This window comes from Pelotomaculum propionicicum, from assembly GCF_004369225.1.
GTDB lineage: Bacteria > Bacillota > Desulfotomaculia > Desulfotomaculales > Pelotomaculaceae > Pelotomaculum_B > Pelotomaculum_B propionicicum.
Genome location: NZ_QFFZ01000063.1, coordinates 1 through 17092 on the forward strand (window position 1 = coordinate 1; position 17092 = coordinate 17092).

The 17092-nt window shown below is 42.8% G+C and carries 8 protein-coding genes, 1 pseudogene and 1 CRISPR repeat array; of the genes and pseudogenes, 5 read left to right on the forward strand and 4 right to left on the reverse strand.

Annotated elements, in window-relative coordinates; translation table 11 throughout:
- Positions 1-160: 160 nt before the first annotated feature.
- A CRISPR array of direct repeats spans positions 161-7877; the repeat unit is 30 nt; unit sequence GTTTCAATTCCTCATAGGTAAACTAAAATC.
- Between the two features lie 170 nt (positions 7878-8047).
- From cas2 to cas4, 3 genes are read right to left on the reverse strand one after another with little or no spacing between them, the layout of a single operon-like run.
- A complete protein-coding gene (gene cas2, locus Pmgp_RS17240; RefSeq protein WP_134215613.1) occupies positions 8048-8311 on the reverse strand; it encodes a CRISPR-associated endonuclease Cas2 in 264 nt (87 codons plus the stop codon).
- 25 nt (positions 8312-8336) lie between these two features.
- A complete protein-coding gene (cas1b, locus tag Pmgp_RS17245; RefSeq protein ID WP_134215602.1) occupies positions 8337-9329 on the reverse strand; it encodes a type I-B CRISPR-associated endonuclease Cas1b in 993 nt (330 codons plus the stop codon).
- A gap of 14 nt (positions 9330-9343) precedes the next feature.
- Positions 9344-9850, reverse strand: a complete 507-nt coding sequence (cas4, locus tag Pmgp_RS17250) for a CRISPR-associated protein Cas4 (protein WP_134215604.1) — start codon at positions 9848-9850, stop codon at positions 9344-9346.
- 661 nt (positions 9851-10511) lie between these two features.
- Here cas4 and Pmgp_RS17255 point away from each other — a divergent pair.
- The 3 genes from Pmgp_RS17255 (at position 10512) to csx15 (ending at position 12807) form a co-directional block, all read left to right on the forward strand.
- Positions 10512-11456 carry a CRISPR-associated protein Csx14 gene (locus Pmgp_RS17255; RefSeq protein WP_134215606.1) on the forward strand — a complete coding sequence of 315 codons (945 nt, stop codon included), beginning with the start codon at positions 10512-10514 and terminating at the stop codon, positions 11454-11456.
- A gap of 67 nt (positions 11457-11523) precedes the next feature.
- Entirely contained in the window at positions 11524-12420 is an 897-nt protein-coding gene (locus tag Pmgp_RS17260) for a PDDEXK family nuclease (RefSeq protein WP_134215607.1), read from the forward strand.
- Positions 12421-12807, forward strand: coding sequence for a CRISPR-associated protein Csx15 (csx15, locus tag Pmgp_RS17265; RefSeq protein WP_134215609.1), 387 nt, complete (start codon positions 12421-12423; stop codon positions 12805-12807).
- Between the two features lie 184 nt (positions 12808-12991).
- On the opposite strand, the pseudogene Pmgp_RS17270 reads toward csx15, so the two are convergent.
- A pseudogene (locus tag Pmgp_RS17270) lies at positions 12992-14241 on the reverse strand (IS110 family RNA-guided transposase).
- A gap of 498 nt (positions 14242-14739) precedes the next feature.
- On the opposite strand from Pmgp_RS17270, the gene cas10 reads away from it, so the two are divergent.
- Together cas10 and Pmgp_RS17280 are read left to right on the forward strand one after the other, a co-directional pair.
- Complete coding sequence (cas10, locus tag Pmgp_RS17275) at positions 14740-16548, forward strand: type III-B CRISPR-associated protein Cas10/Cmr2 (protein ID WP_134215611.1); 1809 nt, start codon at positions 14740-14742, stop codon at positions 16546-16548.
- Positions 16545-16982 (forward strand): type III-B CRISPR module-associated protein Cmr3, encoded by a 438-nt coding sequence (locus tag Pmgp_RS17280; RefSeq protein ID WP_243119937.1) that lies wholly within the window; start codon positions 16545-16547, stop codon positions 16980-16982. The genes cas10 and Pmgp_RS17280 overlap by 4 nt, the downstream gene beginning before the upstream one ends.
- Positions 16983-17092: the final 110 nt, after the last annotated feature.

Below are 17092 nucleotides of genomic sequence, written 5' to 3' on the forward strand. Positions count from 1 at the left end.
TACTTGATTTTATTGGCTTCGGTACCCGTAATTTAAGGGAACCGGTTCCCAAACTACCATCCATCATCCATATAGTTCCTTAACTGGAATTATGGCTGTTCGGTGGTCCTAAATCTATTATACGAGGACCAGCGGACATATTCCATATGGCAGCAGTTTTGTTTCAATTCCTCATAGGTAAACTAAAATCGGATGCTATCCGCTTGTCCCCACACCAGGTCAAAAAAGGTTTCAATTCCTCATAGGTAAACTAAAATCCAAATCCTCCGGGAAAACCTCCTGCCCGTCCAGGTAGGTTTCAATTCCTCATAGGTAAACTAAAATCAGACCACGGCGATACCGCGTTCGGCGGCTTTATACTGTTTCAATTCCTCATAGGTAAACTAAAATCTTCTTGGCACTTCTATAATCATGGCCCAGCTTCTTGTTTCAATTCCTCATAGGTAAACTAAAATCAATCTAAAGCAAAAGAATTAGGTTTAGTTTCTTAAGTTTCAATTCCTCATAGGTAAACTAAAATCGGCATTCCATCGGGCACCTTATACAATCCATTAGCCTGTTTCAATTCCTCATAGGTAAACTAAAATCGGAAATAATTGAAGAAAATGATTTATGCGAAGAATAGTTTCAATTCCTCATAGGTAAACTAAAATCTCGGTCGCCGCTTTCTCCATTGGGTCGCTGTCGATCTGTTTCAATTCCTCATAGGTAAACTAAAATCTTGATCACCTGGAGGCGATCAAAGACTGGCGGGGAATAGTTTCAATTCCTCATAGGTAAACTAAAATCTTATTTAGCAAGCACACTTGCTTTCAGTGTGCTTGGTTTCAATTCCTCATAGGTAAACTAAAATCTTCTGGCTGCCGTAGCTGGCAAGCACCCCCTGTCTGTTTCAATTCCTCATAGGTAAACTAAAATCGCCGGATAATCTGAATAAGTGGGCTTCAGAGTTTGAGTTTCAATTCCTCATAGGTAAACTAAAATCTTAGTATATTTTTAAATATAAGTAAGTTAGTATGAATGTTTCAATTCCTCATAGGTAAACTAAAATCGGATTAGTTCTTCAAACTCCTGCCCGTACTGTCGCGAGGTTTCAATTCCTCATAGGTAAACTAAAATCCCTTCTCGACCTTCACCTTTTCGCCGTCATGAACGTTTCAATTCCTCATAGGTAAACTAAAATCATTACTGTTGAGCCATTTATCGAGACACTGAACGTGTTTCAATTCCTCATAGGTAAACTAAAATCGTTGAAATAATTCATATACCCGACGGCGGGAGATGAGTTTCAATTCCTCATAGGTAAACTAAAATCAAATTGAAAGGGAACATATTGAAACAGAGATACTTGAGTTTCAATTCCTCATAGGTAAACTAAAATCTACCTAGAAAAACCTTCAGAGACTATCGAAACCCCGTTTCAATTCCTCATAGGTAAACTAAAATCACAGCACGGGGGCTGTCATATTCCCCACGTTGCCTTTGTTTCAATTCCTCATAGGTAAACTAAAATCAGATAATAGCTGTCCAGGCTCAGGAAGAAAGCAAGGAGTTTCAATTCCTCATAGGTAAACTAAAATCGGATTGCGACACGCATTGTCGTAATCAGGTTAGTTGTTTCAATTCCTCATAGGTAAACTAAAATCTGACTGTTGGAGTAGATGACATTGGCCATGATATGTTTCAATTCCTCATAGGTAAACTAAAATCGACCGTATAGCGATGATAGGCGGTTTTCTGACGCAAGTTTCAATTCCTCATAGGTAAACTAAAATCTGTAGACCTGTTTCTTGTGCCCGTTTATTTCGGCGGTTTCAATTCCTCATAGGTAAACTAAAATCTTACCGCCAGCTCCTCGAAGTAGCCCGGCGGTTCCTGTTTCAATTCCTCATAGGTAAACTAAAATCAAAAGATGGCAGCATTTTAGAAACTGTTATTAATGGTTTCAATTCCTCATAGGTAAACTAAAATCGTGTTTAGCTGATCGGGAAGGGCGGTTGGAGGATAGGTGTTTCAATTCCTCATAGGTAAACTAAAATCATGATTCGCCTGGGGATTATGGCGGAGGTGAAGATGTTTCAATTCCTCATAGGTAAACTAAAATCCGTGGAGCACCAGTACAAAAAGATTATATAGGTTAGTTTCAATTCCTCATAGGTAAACTAAAATCTACGCGGATACTCAGACATAATGATTTTTACATCAAGTTTCAATTCCTCATAGGTAAACTAAAATCGTTTTGACGGTAGTAAATTTATACCCTATGGACATGTTTCAATTCCTCATAGGTAAACTAAAATCAGAGGTAGCCAAAAGGCAAAAGTGGAAGAAGGGAATTGTTTCAATTCCTCATAGGTAAACTAAAATCTCCATGCCGAAATATCGTCTGTTCTAAGCTCGCCGGTTTCAATTCCTCATAGGTAAACTAAAATCGTCGTCAGGGGGACTATTTTTTCTTTCGGCGGCGGGTTTCAATTCCTCATAGGTAAACTAAAATCGAACCAGGCAGGATATTTTGAACGTCATCGCCCGGGCGTTTCAATTCCTCATAGGTAAACTAAAATCTCTAATCCGGAAGCCCGCCACGAAAGCGACCGGGCAGGGTTTCAATTCCTCATAGGTAAACTAAAATCCGCGCTACCGGAGGATTTGCATCCGCCGGTCTCAAAGGTTTCAATTCCTCATAGGTAAACTAAAATCCTATCCTCCAGACACAGCAGCAGCCTTTATCTGGCTGTTTCAATTCCTCATAGGTAAACTAAAATCGAAAAGGTTTGAAAGATGGGTAGGAAAGAATATTTTGTTTCAATTCCTCATAGGTAAACTAAAATCCCGGTGGGGGCACATCACCAATATCCTGACTATGCTGTTTCAATTCCTCATAGGTAAACTAAAATCTTTTCTATTCAAGCATATCCCATACTAGCTATAAAAGTTTCAATTCCTCATAGGTAAACTAAAATCATGCATGCCTGCGCCTATGTCCAGAAAGGCGCAGAAAAGTTTCAATTCCTCATAGGTAAACTAAAATCGTTATTTGTGCCGTTGTATTGGCTGGTGCAGTGTAGTTTCAATTCCTCATAGGTAAACTAAAATCTGAATGGATTGAAAACGAATATTTTAAAACAATTATGTTTCAATTCCTCATAGGTAAACTAAAATCGCACCTGCCGGTGGACAACCTCTTGCAGCACATCGGTGTTTCAATTCCTCATAGGTAAACTAAAATCGGAACACAGAAGACTTTCTACATAATATAAGGAAGAGTTTCAATTCCTCATAGGTAAACTAAAATCCGCCGCAAAGCGGGGCGAATCCCTACAAGCCGAATTGTTTCAATTCCTCATAGGTAAACTAAAATCCTTTTCCGGCCTGCGGGCTGTGGCGTTCTCAGGACAGTGGTTTCAATTCCTCATAGGTAAACTAAAATCGCAAACAAAGCCAGCGGTGCAAGGTTTGGAAATCTTGGTTTCAATTCCTCATAGGTAAACTAAAATCGCCGGTCAGCCTGGAGTACATCAAACGATGTCCGGGTTTCAATTCCTCATAGGTAAACTAAAATCTTCCTGAGCCTGGACAGCTATTATCTTACCAACGAGTTTCAATTCCTCATAGGTAAACTAAAATCTGCGTACGCTAGAGTTTCAAAAGACGATGAAAAATGTTTCAATTCCTCATAGGTAAACTAAAATCTTAATGTTATACCTACTCCAGCAGCAATTATATTAGTTTCAATTCCTCATAGGTAAACTAAAATCTTTTTATATAAAAAATTTATCAAAAACAAAGTAAAAAGTTTCAATTCCTCATAGGTAAACTAAAATCGGAGTGACCAATGTGACACAATGCTCTTGTGTCACAGTTTCAATTCCTCATAGGTAAACTAAAATCCAGCAGTCCCAGGGAAACGTTGCGGTATATTGGGAGTTTCAATTCCTCATAGGTAAACTAAAATCTCGAAGCTGCATTTAATCCGATTTTCAGGCTTCCTAGTTTCAATTCCTCATAGGTAAACTAAAATCGCAAACATGAAAAATGGTATAGTTTACCTGGCCGGGTTTCAATTCCTCATAGGTAAACTAAAATCGGAGGAGTTCAGGAAAAAGCTCTTATTCAGTGTTTTTAGTTTCAATTCCTCATAGGTAAACTAAAATCACCAAACAACCAACAGTACCAAAAACGGAAGTACAGGTTTCAATTCCTCATAGGTAAACTAAAATCTAAGCTTTTCACGATAGCGATTATCAACCTGGCTGATAGTTTCAATTCCTCATAGGTAAACTAAAATCCTTACTTCGCTTAACTGCAAAACTCCCTGTCCGCAGAGTTTCAATTCCTCATAGGTAAACTAAAATCCATATTCGGTACTTAAGCAATCTTCCGGTTTTATAAGTTTCAGTTCCTCATAGGTAAACTAAAATCAAAAATCCAAAATGCGGCGGAGGAAATGACCTTGGGAGTTTCAATTCCTCATAGGTAAACTAAAATCAATCTCAGCCATATCAACAACAACCCTCCTTATGTCGGTTTCAATTCCTCATAGGTAAACTAAAATCCAACAACAACGAATTTCCCCAGCTGTGTCCCAGCCGAGTTTCAATTCCTCATAGGTAAACTAAAATCGAGGCTACCCACTGCCTATACTGCGGTGTGCCTCTGTTTCAATTCCTCATAGGTAAACTAAAATCGTGACTGCCTAGTCTGGTTTTTCCATTCAACTAGAGTTTCAATTCCTCATAGGTAAACTAAAATCTCATAAAACTGTCAACTTTGCCATACCTCCGGCAATGCCTGTTTCAATTCCTCATAGGTAAACTAAAATCGGAGTGACCAATGTGACACAAGCGCATTGTGTCACAGTTTCAATTCCTCATAGGTAAACTAAAATCATTAACAACTCAAAACAGTAACAAGGGCGTATTAGAGTTTCAATTCCTCATAGGTAAACTAAAATCCCAACTGCAACGGCAGATGTATATTGGGATCTCCTTGTTTCAATTCCTCATAGGTAAACTAAAATCGACATCACCGAAAGACTTGACAGCTTTGATTTGGTAGTTTCAATTCCTCATAGGTAAACTAAAATCCCATTCTGTATTAGTTTTATTTCTAGTATAATCTTGTTTCAATTCCTCATAGGTAAACTAAAATCGGACAACTGCGGAGCATCCGGATCCCCCAAGGGGGGTTTCAATTCCTCATAGGTAAACTAAAATCTGTGCCATATGGTAGCGTATGTATCGCCACATTTCTGTTTCAATTCCTCATAGGTAAACTAAAATCACTGATTGCGTAGGCTGCGAATCCAATCTATTTCAGTGTTTCAATTCCTCATAGGTAAACTAAAATCGTATTGTAATCCGCCACACCTTCACTATTTAAAATAGTTTCAATTCCTCATAGGTAAACTAAAATCGGAGGGTTGATCGATGTGGGAACGTCTGCATGTACAGGGTTTCAATTCCTCATAGGTAAACTAAAATCGCCCCTTAACCAATAGTATCAATTAATTCCCACTCGCGTTTCAATTCCTCATAGGTAAACTAAAATCGCCGAGGTACGCGAAACCCCCGTAAGTGTCGAGTATGTGTTTCAATTCCTCATAGGTAAACTAAAATCTGGCCCGGGCGAACGGGCGGAAAGGAGAGAATTTTGTTTCAATTCCTCATAGGTAAACTAAAATCTTGGGCTTTGGTCATCGTTTTGCACCGCCTTGTCTGTGTTTCAATTCCTCATAGGTAAACTAAAATCGTCCTAAGGGACGGGGACGGCAATGTCGTGCTTAAGTTTCAATTCCTCATAGGTAAACTAAAATCGACACGCTATCTCTCCGGCCGGCCTGACAGCCAGGCCGTTTCAATTCCTCATAGGTAAACTAAAATCCAGATAATCCCCTTGACCGCATCCTTCAACCCCTTGAGTTTCAATTCCTCATAGGTAAACTAAAATCTTGCGCTAATTCTTTTGCACTCGCAGATAATGAATCAGTTTCAATTCCTCATAGGTAAACTAAAATCAATTCCTCTGCTGTCCTTGCATTAAAGTGTTTCATGTTTCAATTCCTCATAGGTAAACTAAAATCGGTTGTTGGTACTGGCACTGACGGCGAACCCCTTTGTTTCAATTCCTCATAGGTAAACTAAAATCTTTGTACTGGTGCTCCGCGTCCTAACAGGATTGAATGTTTCAATTCCTCATAGGTAAACTAAAATCGTATATCCTTTTCGCAAAAGAACAAGAGCAAACTTGTTTCAATTCCTCATAGGTAAACTAAAATCGGAATTTAGTCCAGCCGACAGATTTTAAGTGTGCAGAACGTTTCAATTCCTCATAGGTAAACTAAAATCTATTTAATTCAGATATGACTTTATCTAGCCACTTATGTTTCAATTCCTCATAGGTAAACTAAAATCAAAGCAGAATATTTGAAAATACTTCTATATATGACAGTTTCAATTCCTCATAGGTAAACTAAAATCCTTTGTTGCTGTACCACTGCTCCTTGTCTTTCCCCGTGTTTCAATTCCTCATAGGTAAACTAAAATCAACGCGCCAGAATCGATTCTGACGGTAGTAATATAGTTTCAATTCCTCATAGGTAAACTAAAATCCTGTTTCATCAATAACAGAAACCAGGTAGAAATTCGGTTTCAATTCCTCATAGGTAAACTAAAATCTAGGTTGGTTTTGTATATCCTTTTTAATGTCCACATGGGTTTCAATTCCTCATAGGTAAACTAAAATCAGAACTTCTTTCCAACCAAACCCTTGCATATGATATGCGTTTCAATTCCTCATAGGTAAACTAAAATCGTTATTGTTTGTAATGTCAATAATCACGTTTTGATCGTTTCAATTCCTCATAGGTAAACTAAAATCGGGGCTATAACGGTCTGCGGGAAGAAGTGGGCGAGGTGTTTCAATTCCTCATAGGTAAACTAAAATCTTGGCTGTGATAGTAGAGGTATCAATTCCATTTGCAGGTTTCAATTCCTCATAGGTAAACTAAAATCTGGGTCCACCGGGGCCTTGCTGGATAGAGCGGTTTGTTTCAATTCCTCATAGGTAAACTAAAATCTGAAATGTATAAGTTTTTCTACCGACTGCTGGAGGAGAGTTTCAATTCCTCATAGGTAAACTAAAATCGATTGTGTCCGGGTCCTTTTCGCCCAGGTTGTCAAAGTTTCAATTCCTCATAGGTAAACTAAAATCCGGGCGCATCCATATTTTGTGTTTGCCCGCCTCCCAGGTTTCAATTCCTCATAGGTAAACTAAAATCTCTTATCCCGGCTACTAGGTGCGCTCACCTTTGCGAGTTTCAATTCCTCATAGGTAAACTAAAATCTCTATTTTTTGCTTCATGTACTTCGTCAATCACTACTGGTTTCAATTCCTCATAGGTAAACTAAAATCTTTAGTTAAAAGGGGGTGTGTTGTGAAAGAATATCAATGTTTCAATTCCTCATAGGTAAACTAAAATCAAAGAATAATGAATTTTTTGATGACATAACAGGAGAGTTTCAATTCCTCATAGGTAAACTAAAATCGGAACTTAGGGCATATCTTAGAGAGTATTGGACGCTGTTTCAATTCCTCATAGGTAAACTAAAATCATAATAGCATCTCTTCTGCAATGTTTTCAAAATCAGTTTCAATTCCTCATAGGTAAACTAAAATCGTTAGAAACACAAAAACAAATATGTTGTTATGTAAGTTTCAATTCCTCATAGGTAAACTAAAATCGTTATTAAATTTCTTGCAATAATAGTATTATTATAGTTTCAATTCCTCATAGGTAAACTAAAATCTGGGGGGCGGCGGGGCGGAATAAAAAGGCCCTCCTCTAAGTTTCAATTCCTCATAGGTAAACTAAAATCCCGTCAAAAAGCCCTAAAAATAAGACTTTTTAAATTTGGATTTCATTAATAATCTTCTAAACTATTTTTGAGCAAGTCTTAATATATTTGGTTTTATCATGGTTTTTATTGTCGTCGATTTAAAAGCATTTATACGCTATTGCAGGTCGACGACAGAATGGTGGGAAGATTTATATAATATTTTCCTGGCTGCCTTTTTCTAAACCGATTATTTCCCTGGAAGAATATTTTGTAGTCCTTAAATTATAAAAAATAACAGAATCCTCATCTTTTCTTATGATGCGTTCCAGTTCCATCTTCAGTTTTTTTAAATTAGTGTCTGAAATCTCACCTTCCAGAACAGAGTTTTGAACCCAATGCAGATACTGACGGCATTTTTTCAATACCTTGCCAACTCTCTTTTGATTGACATCATAAACCAAAATTATGAACAATGCAAACACCACACAAAAATATTTATTACCACCTGGCTATAAACGCATTGTACTCTTTTTCACCGATCAAGTGCTTTTCTATTTTATAAAGCTCCAGACGAATTAGCCTCCGGTAAGAAACCTGTCGCCCAATGTCCCTGTGATTAATTGTGGTTTTTAGCTTTTCATCCAACTCCTCGACAAAGCACTTTTTAGCTTTTTCTTTAAGCATAATTCCTTCCGTATCCTGGTCAAAGTCCTGTTTTGTAATCATTTTTTTACCGATCAGGGTAAAAATAATGCGGTCTATGATTATCGGCTTAAATATTTCCGCCAGATCTAAGTTTAAAGTGAAACGGCGGAAGTTAGTAGCATGCAGGTAACCAATGCGAGGGTCCATGTGAGTTTTGTAAATCTCACTGAGGCAAATAGTATATAGTAAAGAGTTGCCAAAGCTGATAAGTGTGTTAAGATAATTTTTGGGGGGACGCCTGCTGCGCACTTGAAAAACAAAGTCTGGATTCCCGATTATATTATCAAATGCTTTATAATATTGATCCCGTATATTACCTTCGATGCCCATTAAAGAGGTGGTATCCTGACATTCGTTAATTGTCTCCAGAAGCTTTTCCACCGACTTAAGAATCTCATTTACGTTTTTCTCACGGCTTTGATAATACTTCAGAACCTGACGGATATTTCTCGCCGCCCCATATACTATTTCCCGGGCAATAGTAAGGCGTTTTTCTTCATCCAGGTAGTGTTCGGCCTGCTTTAAGGTCATGTAACCGGAGTTTAAGTGTTCCCTTGGATAAAAGGAACCCATATAATAACCGTAATGACTAAAAAAATGGAGTATTATTTCCTTCTGGGAGAGGAACTCAAGCAATTTTTTGTTGACGGTAACTTCCCCGAAAACCATGATTTCTCCAGTATCTTCCACCGGTATGAACTTTTTGGCTTCTTCACTTTCAAAGCAAAGGGTGTTATCTTTTCTAACCAGTTCACCATTTGAGAAAATATATAACGTTTTCTTCAACTTGATCCGCTCCTTCAGGACCAGCAAAACTCAGCATAGGCGCAATTTTTACAGAACTTTATTTTAACAGGAATAGGGGGGTGGGGTAGGTAGAGGATACGTAATATCTCACGTTTGGTACGGTCAAGTTCTTTCTCTGTCTCTTCATCCAAAATAACTTCTTCACGCTGTTTTTCCCGGGGGAAACGCAGTTCGCCTATGGCTTTCACGCCCCGCTGCTTCAGTTCATCAAGATAGAAGGCCAACTGCATCCGTGCACTCTGCCGGTATTTGGAGGTTTTTTTAACTTCACCTATAATCAACTCTCCGTTACCTACCTTGAACACGTCCATTTTGCTGTGCCCTACAGCAAGCTCCTTGCGTTCTCTCGGGTAGGAATAGTCTTGGATGAAACGTCCGAGAGAGACATTGGAGTCATCTTGATCGGGTGTTATTTGGTGACTGATTAGCCAAACTTCCCGCGGGCAAATGTAGTAGTACCATACAAGGGTTCCGCTTACATACAGATCATGCTCCTCCATCGGGATGTCACCGCCTATAAATAAGCTCTTTAATTGACTCTTCAATAATTCTCATATTAATATTTCATTAATTATAACATTAATTGAATCTTGTATATATTTAACGACGTCATTATTGAACTCAAAAAATCAATAAAGTATTTATTAGTCTTGATACTTTTCTATTAATTATTTATTATCATTCTACTATTATCAATGTAAAATAATGTCGAAATATGTAATAAAATTTGTTGAAAAACATGTTGAAAAATATTGAATTCTGGCTTGTACTGTTATATAGGGATATCCAATGAATTGATTTTAAAAAAGTTCTCCTGACATAAAAATTATACTTATTGTATTGTGGGAAGCAAAATTGTGAACGCATATATCACGGCAAGTTCACTTTGGACCCGCTCCAACAGTGGGTAATTGCCTTTCCGAAAGAGTTAATCCTTATATGATTAATCTACGGATGCGGAATATTTCCGAACCTTAATCGATAATCTGCTCACCAAAAGCCAAATCCGTCTTAGTAGCGGATAGTCATTATAATGAACATGGTAAATGATTACCAATTAAATTAGTAGTCTCTAGCCTGGTTTTGCCGGTCGTTTTGGTATAGGGTGGAAAACAAATCCCCTGCCCGGAGGTAGACCCTCCCGTACACAATGTTCAACGCATGCCCCCAGCGGATGGAATCATTATTTTATCTATAGAGAAGGAAGGTGGTAATCTGAGCACTCTCCCCATTCCTTCAGAAAAACGCAACCGACGGCCCGCGATACTGGTGGCCACCCTGGGCGTGGAGCCGCAGGTGGTGACCATTACGCTGGACATGCTGCTGGCCGGCGGCTGGACTATCAGCGAAACAGTGGTGATCTGCACAAAAACACCCAGGGTGCAGGAAGCTCTGAGAGTTATTGAGGAAGAGTTTCGAAGGGCGGCTTACCCCGGCGTCCAGTTGAGAGCTGTTCCAGTTGCTTCGGCAGAAGGAATGGCAGGTGATTTTTGCACCGATGAAGAGATGCATAGCCTCCTGCGCACCCTTTACGTGGAAATTCGCCGCGCCCGCCAGACGGGGTACGTTGTGCACCTGTGCGTGTCAGGCGGCCGCAAAGTCATGGGCATAATGGGCATGGTGGTTGCCCAGCTTCTTTTCGGGCCGGAGGATTATGTCTGGCACCTGGTTACGGAAGGCTGGCAGCCCGGCGCAGCCCGCCGGCTGCACCTACCGCCGGGGCAGGGGGTCCGGCTGGTGCCCGTGCCCGTACTGCGCTGGAGCGAGGCCGGGGCATTGATGCAGACTGTCGCTGAGCTCAACGACCCTGCCGAAGTGGTGGCCTGGCATGAGAAAATCAGCCGCGCCGGCCAGGTAAAACGGCAGCGGGAGTTCATCGAGCGCTGGCTGACGCGGGCCGAAAGGGAGGTGGTCCGTCTGGCCTGCCGGGGTCTGGATAATGCCGCCATTGCCGGTGCCCTTTTCAAGCGGGAGCAAACGGTGGCCAACCAGCTCAGGGGAGTTTATGATAAACTTCGTGAGTGGCTGGGTTACCCTGAGGGTAATGTGGACCGGCACAGGCTGATTGCCGAGTTTGCGCCGTATTTTACTCTGATGAAGACGTAGGTGTGAGAAGCGAATCGTTTAACAATCAACAAATAGATAAAAATATCATGGAAGGGAAATAGATGCTATGAATGAGACAATAATGATTTCTTTAGTTGGCGAACAGCCAATACCAAATTTACTGGCTGTGCTATACGCAAAGCCAGTAAATTTGGTCTGGGTTTGTACTGATCGTACTAAAATTATTAGCCAGCGCTTGTGTTCTGTTCTTAAGGAACGCAATGTTTCAGTTGAGGACGAGCCTATAAATGTTGCTCCTTATGACATGGTCGATATCGAGAGCAAATTAAAGGCATACATTGAAGAGAAAAAATGGGAACATAATAAAATTATTTTTAATCTTACCGGCGGAACCAAGCCTATGGCGCTGGCGGCCTACCGCCTGGCGGAGCAATTTTTCTGTCCTTTTCTTTATGTGCAGAGCGAAGGAAAGAAAAGCGTGGTTTATTATTATCAGTTTGCTGAGCGTGGTCCGGAACTGAAGAATGAAAGCGAGATTCCTCCTGTTCTAGATATTGATTTATACATTAAAGCATATCACGATAATTATACTGAAACTAATGAATTTAAGAATGAGTTTGAAAAAATGGTACACGCAGTGTTGAAGGCGGAACTTGACGAAGTGAAGAATTCGGTGAAACCTGTTCCTTATGGCGGCCTGGAAATTGATCTTGTTCTTCGCTGCGGCAACCAAGTGGGAATTGTTGAAGTAAAGAGCGGCGATAAGGCTAAGAAAAAGAGAGTTATAGAACAATTAATAACCGCTGCCGAGCAGCGCTTTCTTGGGACTTATATTGAAAAGTTTATCATCTTAGACTGTGAATACGAGGAAAAAAATAACCGGCAGCTTGCCGACGCCCACCGCATCACAGTAATTGAGCTTCCCTCTGCACAAAACGGAGAATTATCGGAAGAAGATCGAAGAAAGCTGGTCGATGAAGTAAAGAAGGCACTAGGAGGCTAGATGTTCTTGGTTCTCATTAACTTTTCTCATCCCTTTACCCATGAGCAGTTGCGGCGACTTGAGGAGCTTGCCCAGAAAAAGGTAGAGCGGGTCATCGAAGTCAGTGCCCAGATCGATCCCCAGCAACCCATTGTCCCACAAATCGTGGCCATGGCGGATAAGACAGGACTTACGCCTCAGGAGTGGCAGACAACACCGCTAATCGTTAATCCACCCTCTCTAAATATCAGTGCCGTAACGCTCCTCGCAGAACTGCACGGAAGGTGCGGTTATTTTCCGGCGGTGGCGCGCCTGCGGCCAGTAGCCAACAGCGTACCGCCTCAATTTGAGATGGCGGAAATAATAAACCTCCAGGCAGTGCGCGAAGAGTCAAGAAAAGGGCGCTGATAAAAAACCGAGATGCTGAAAAAAAGATGTTCAGAGAGCTTTTAAAGAAAGACCTACGGTAATATGTCAAGATCCTTTGGAAAAAGTTTTTAAGGACTTGAGCTAAAAAAGGCAACAAAAACTTACCCCGCACCCAGGATGTTCTGGAAGCAAGTAGCAAAAATGGAAACTCGGTTATCGGCAATTAAGCTATACCACTCCTTTGCCCCTGGGACTTGTAAAGTTGGTTGCTGCGCAGCAGAGCATCAACCAGGCGCACTAATTTACGCGCAGTAAGAACCAATGCACGGCGATGATGGTGGGTAGTGCTTTCCCGGTATTTCCGGGCGTAGAACTGCTGATATTCCGGCTCAAACCGGCGAACGGAATTGGCAGCTTGTACAAAGTAATAACGCAAATAGACATTACCAGTCTTGGTTAATGGAGTATCGTCAGCTGTGAATTCACCTGACTGATGAGTCCTCCAGGTCAAGCCGACGTATTTGGCCAAGGCAGAGTCGTTTGGGAAGCGGCGGATATCACCTATTTCAGCGATTATGCCGGCGCAAAAAACGGGGCCAAAGCCTGGCACAGAGTCGAGAGTATGCCTGAAGTGGGACAGTTCCTTGACAATAGCTTTATCAATGATACTTGCCTGCTTTTCCAGGCAACGAATGGTTTCGATGCTGGTAGCCAGGATCAGGTTAACAGGTTCCAAGAGACCTCCCCTTAACCTGTGGGCTTTACGGGCAGCATCTTTGAGAGCCTGGACGGTGGCCTTGGGGTTGGTAAAGTGTTTTTTCCCTTTCTCCATAACGAAATCTATTAAATCTTCCAGCGGTCGGGCCGCAATTTCTTCTGGAGAAAAGAAATCGGTGAGCAAGGCTATGGAAGTGGCCCCGAACAGGTTACTGAAAACTTCGTCCTGGCTTAAGGTGTTAAACTTCAGGAAGAGGTTGGCCAGGAAGTAGTTTTTCTCCCGGGTGATACTCTGCGTAAGGTGATACCTGAATCTGGTCAAGCGTTGCAGGGGTAGATAGCGGAAATCCACCTGGCTGTTTTCCGGCAGGCGGCCGAAGCGCAGGCGGTCCGCGATCACCCAGGCATCCGTCCAGTCATCTTTGGGCAGGTCAACGTAAGCCTTTTTAAAGTTAGCGATAACTTTGGGGTTAAAGGTGTAAATCTGTGGCTCATAGGGAGCTAGGCGGTGATCGGAGGCCAATCCCATTTGCAGGTGCCAGCCATAACAGAAGTGGATTCCAGGCCGATTACAACGCGGGTAATATTTAATGGGAGCAGGCCTATTTGCAGGATTGAGGCAATGAACGAATCCAATCCCGGCTGGTTGTTCTCGAAGAGCCGACGTTTGGCAACTTCTTCTCCCCGGTCATCCATGTAACGGGCCTTGAAGTCACTCATACTGACATCGACGCCGATGTATAAGGTTTTAATCATGATAACACCTCCCTTCGGTGTTGGTAAGTGAAAAATTGCTTGCTGGTCCCAGGCGCCATGGCAGGTCATCAACCTCGCCGAAATCAGCACTGGACCTATCGTACCTTTTTCCACCCGGTCTGCTGCCAACGGAGGGGAAACGGCAGGTTGTGCAACCTACGAGTTAAAAGTTCAAACCATGGGCTGGGTGTAAGTCTTTCTTCAGAGGTTAGGCCTCAAGGAGGAAAAATCCTACACCAGAATGCAATCTCACGATTACATTTTGCCTGGGACAGCAGCAAAAGGGAAGCTTATTTTATACCGGTTGTGGGTTTGATGGATAACCATTTCATGGTTACCCACAAACCCCACAACCACGACGGCTATGGAGAAAAACAACCATCATCACAATGATTTAATTTCCAGTTTTCAAGGGTCGATTTCCTCTCGAAAAAGGGTGTTCATGGATGCTCTGTATTGAGGGGAACTAAAAATATTATACGGAGGAAGGATGGACTAATGAATGGGACACACCTGGTCATTTTTCACATCGGCCCGGTGCAGGATTTTATTGCCACAGCGCGGCGCAGTCACGATCTGTGGTTCGGCTCCTGGCTGTTGAGTGAACTGGCAAAAACGGCTGCATTGGAAGTTGTCCGGTATAACGGGGATGATTCATCATGCCTTATATTTCCGGCTCCTGAAAGGGGCAGCCTGGAGCAGTTGAAGTCATTTGATTTTAGCGCACCTAACAAGGTAGTTGCCATGCTCAGTTGTAATCCCTTTGAATTGGGTGATGCCGTCAAGGAAGCTATTCACAGGCGTTTGGATGAATTGTCTAATGATGTGTTCGGTAATATCAAGGGCTTTGAACGTGAAGTGGCCGTACAGCAGGTGAAAGACTTTATTGAGTTCTTCTGGGCTTCGCATCCTTTAAATGGTAATTACAAACAGGCGCGCGATTTTGCCGAAGCTATCCTTAGCGCCCGGAAGGCAACGCGCGATTTTGCCCTGGCAAGTTGGGGATCGAGCGAACTCAAATGTTCCCTTGACGGGTGCCGGGAGTCGGTCATTGCTGAGAGTGTTTGCAACCGGATGAACGATAACATGCTTTATAAGAGTTACCGCGTGCAGCGCGGCGAGTTTTTGTGCGGTGTATGCCTGTTAAAACGTCACGGTAAACGGGGAAGCGAGGAGTATTTTTTCAGCACTTCCCATGTAGCAGCACTTCCATTGCTGGAAAGGCTTACCGGCCAGCACCGGCCATTTGTGGAAGAGTATTTCGGAAAATTGAAGGAACTCGGTATTTCGCCGGATGATCTGGACACGGTACGGCCACCCCACCCCGTGTTTGGTCCCCACGACGGCCATTTATTGTACGAGGAGCGTTTCCGAGAGTTTTTCTTTAAAGAAAAGGAAAAGGTACTGCTGGCCCAAAAAGCGCTGCGTGAGTTTCGGGAAAAAGCCTTCGACGATAAAAAGCCGCTGCCTTACTACGCGCTTCTTATCGCTGACGGCGATCACATGGGCAAGGTAATCGACGCCCAGAGAACTCCCGAAAAACACCGGGAGCTTTCACGGATTCAAAGCAGCTTTGCCGTAGAAGCGCGCCGGATAGTGAGAGAGAACAAGGGATCTCTTGTATATTCCGGCGGTGACGACGTTTTGGCTTTAATACCTTTGCACAAAGTGCTCGACTGTGCCTGCAGTTTATCTGAAGCTTTCCGGCTGCGGCTTGCTGGATTTAAGGGGGACGATGATGGGAAGGAAATATCACCAACACTTTCGATTGGCATTGCTGTTGCTCATCATCTCGAACCTCTCTCCGACGTCCTTGAGATGGCGCGCAGAGCGGAAAAGGCGGCTAAATCCGTGCCCGGCAAAAACGCCCTGGCGGTGACATTGAGCAAGCGGAGCGGCTCGGAGAGGACGGTTAAAGGTACCTGGGGGGAGCTGGACCGGCAGCTTAAATGGCTGGTTAACTTACATCGCAATGAAGCCGTTCCTGACGGAGCCGCTTATGAGTTGCACGATCTGGCCAGACGGCTTGAGACACCAGGTGAAGAGTTAAAGGGCACGCTTCAAAAAGCAGCTTGCGCGGAAGCCAGGCGTATTTTACGCCGCAAGAAAGCCCGCCGCGGTACTGAGCGTATAGCTGTGGAAGTGTTATCGGGGTTGGAGGCCTTACTTGAGGAAGGCGGGTTTTCCTTTGAAAAACTCAAGCAACTGGCGGATAGCCTCATTATTGCCCGGGAGTTCGCCGCTGCCATGGATCTGGCAAACGCGCTCCCGTTCCCAGTCTCAACCGGCGAGGTGGTGAAAAAATGAAGGTTTGGGTCATTGAGCCACGCGATCCCCTTATTGCCCGCGACGGGCGCCCGTTTGGGCCTGTGCCCGGCGCTCGGGCTTTTTCCCTGGCTTTTCCGTTTCCATCGACCATTGCAGGGGCTGTCCGCACACGTGATGGTCTCGATGCCTCGGGCCGCTTTCAAAAAACCGAAATTGCCCGGTTGAAGCAAATTAAGGTCCGGGGGCCGCTGCTGGTGGAATTGAATGCCGGAACAGGAGATATTGACAAGTGGCTGGTTCCGGCGCCTGCTGACGCGCTTTTTTTTGAACTTGTGCCATCTGATTTTACCAGGGCGGCAATTAGGCAACTCATTCCACTAGAATTGCCGCCGGGATCACACACAAACCTGCCAGAAAATTCTTTAGCGCCTGTAGGAATGCCCGATCGGGACCCCCTGTATTTGCTAAACTAAAAGTGTACCAATTTTAACCCATTGATCACCAAAAAGTTGACCACCCGATCAAACCAATCCTGTACACTGTAACTGGAAATTAACAGGCGTACAGGAGGAAAGGAAATGAT

Excerpts from the sequence above, each read along its gene's own strand:
- cas4 (WP_134215604.1), bottom strand. The coding sequence starts at position 9,850 with ATGGAGGAGCATGATCTGTATGTAAGCGGAACCCTTGTATGGTACTAC.
- Pmgp_RS17255 (WP_134215606.1), top strand. The coding sequence starts at position 10,512 with ATGCCCCCAGCGGATGGAATCATTATTTTATCTATAGAGAAGGAAGGT.
- Pmgp_RS17260 (WP_134215607.1), top strand. The coding sequence starts at position 11,524 with ATGAATGAGACAATAATGATTTCTTTAGTTGGCGAACAGCCAATACCA.
- csx15 (WP_134215609.1), top strand. The coding sequence starts at position 12,421 with ATGTTCTTGGTTCTCATTAACTTTTCTCATCCCTTTACCCATGAGCAG.
- cas10 (WP_134215611.1), top strand. The coding sequence starts at position 14,740 with ATGAATGGGACACACCTGGTCATTTTTCACATCGGCCCGGTGCAGGAT.
- Pmgp_RS17280 (WP_243119937.1), top strand. The coding sequence starts at position 16,545 with ATGAAGGTTTGGGTCATTGAGCCACGCGATCCCCTTATTGCCCGCGAC.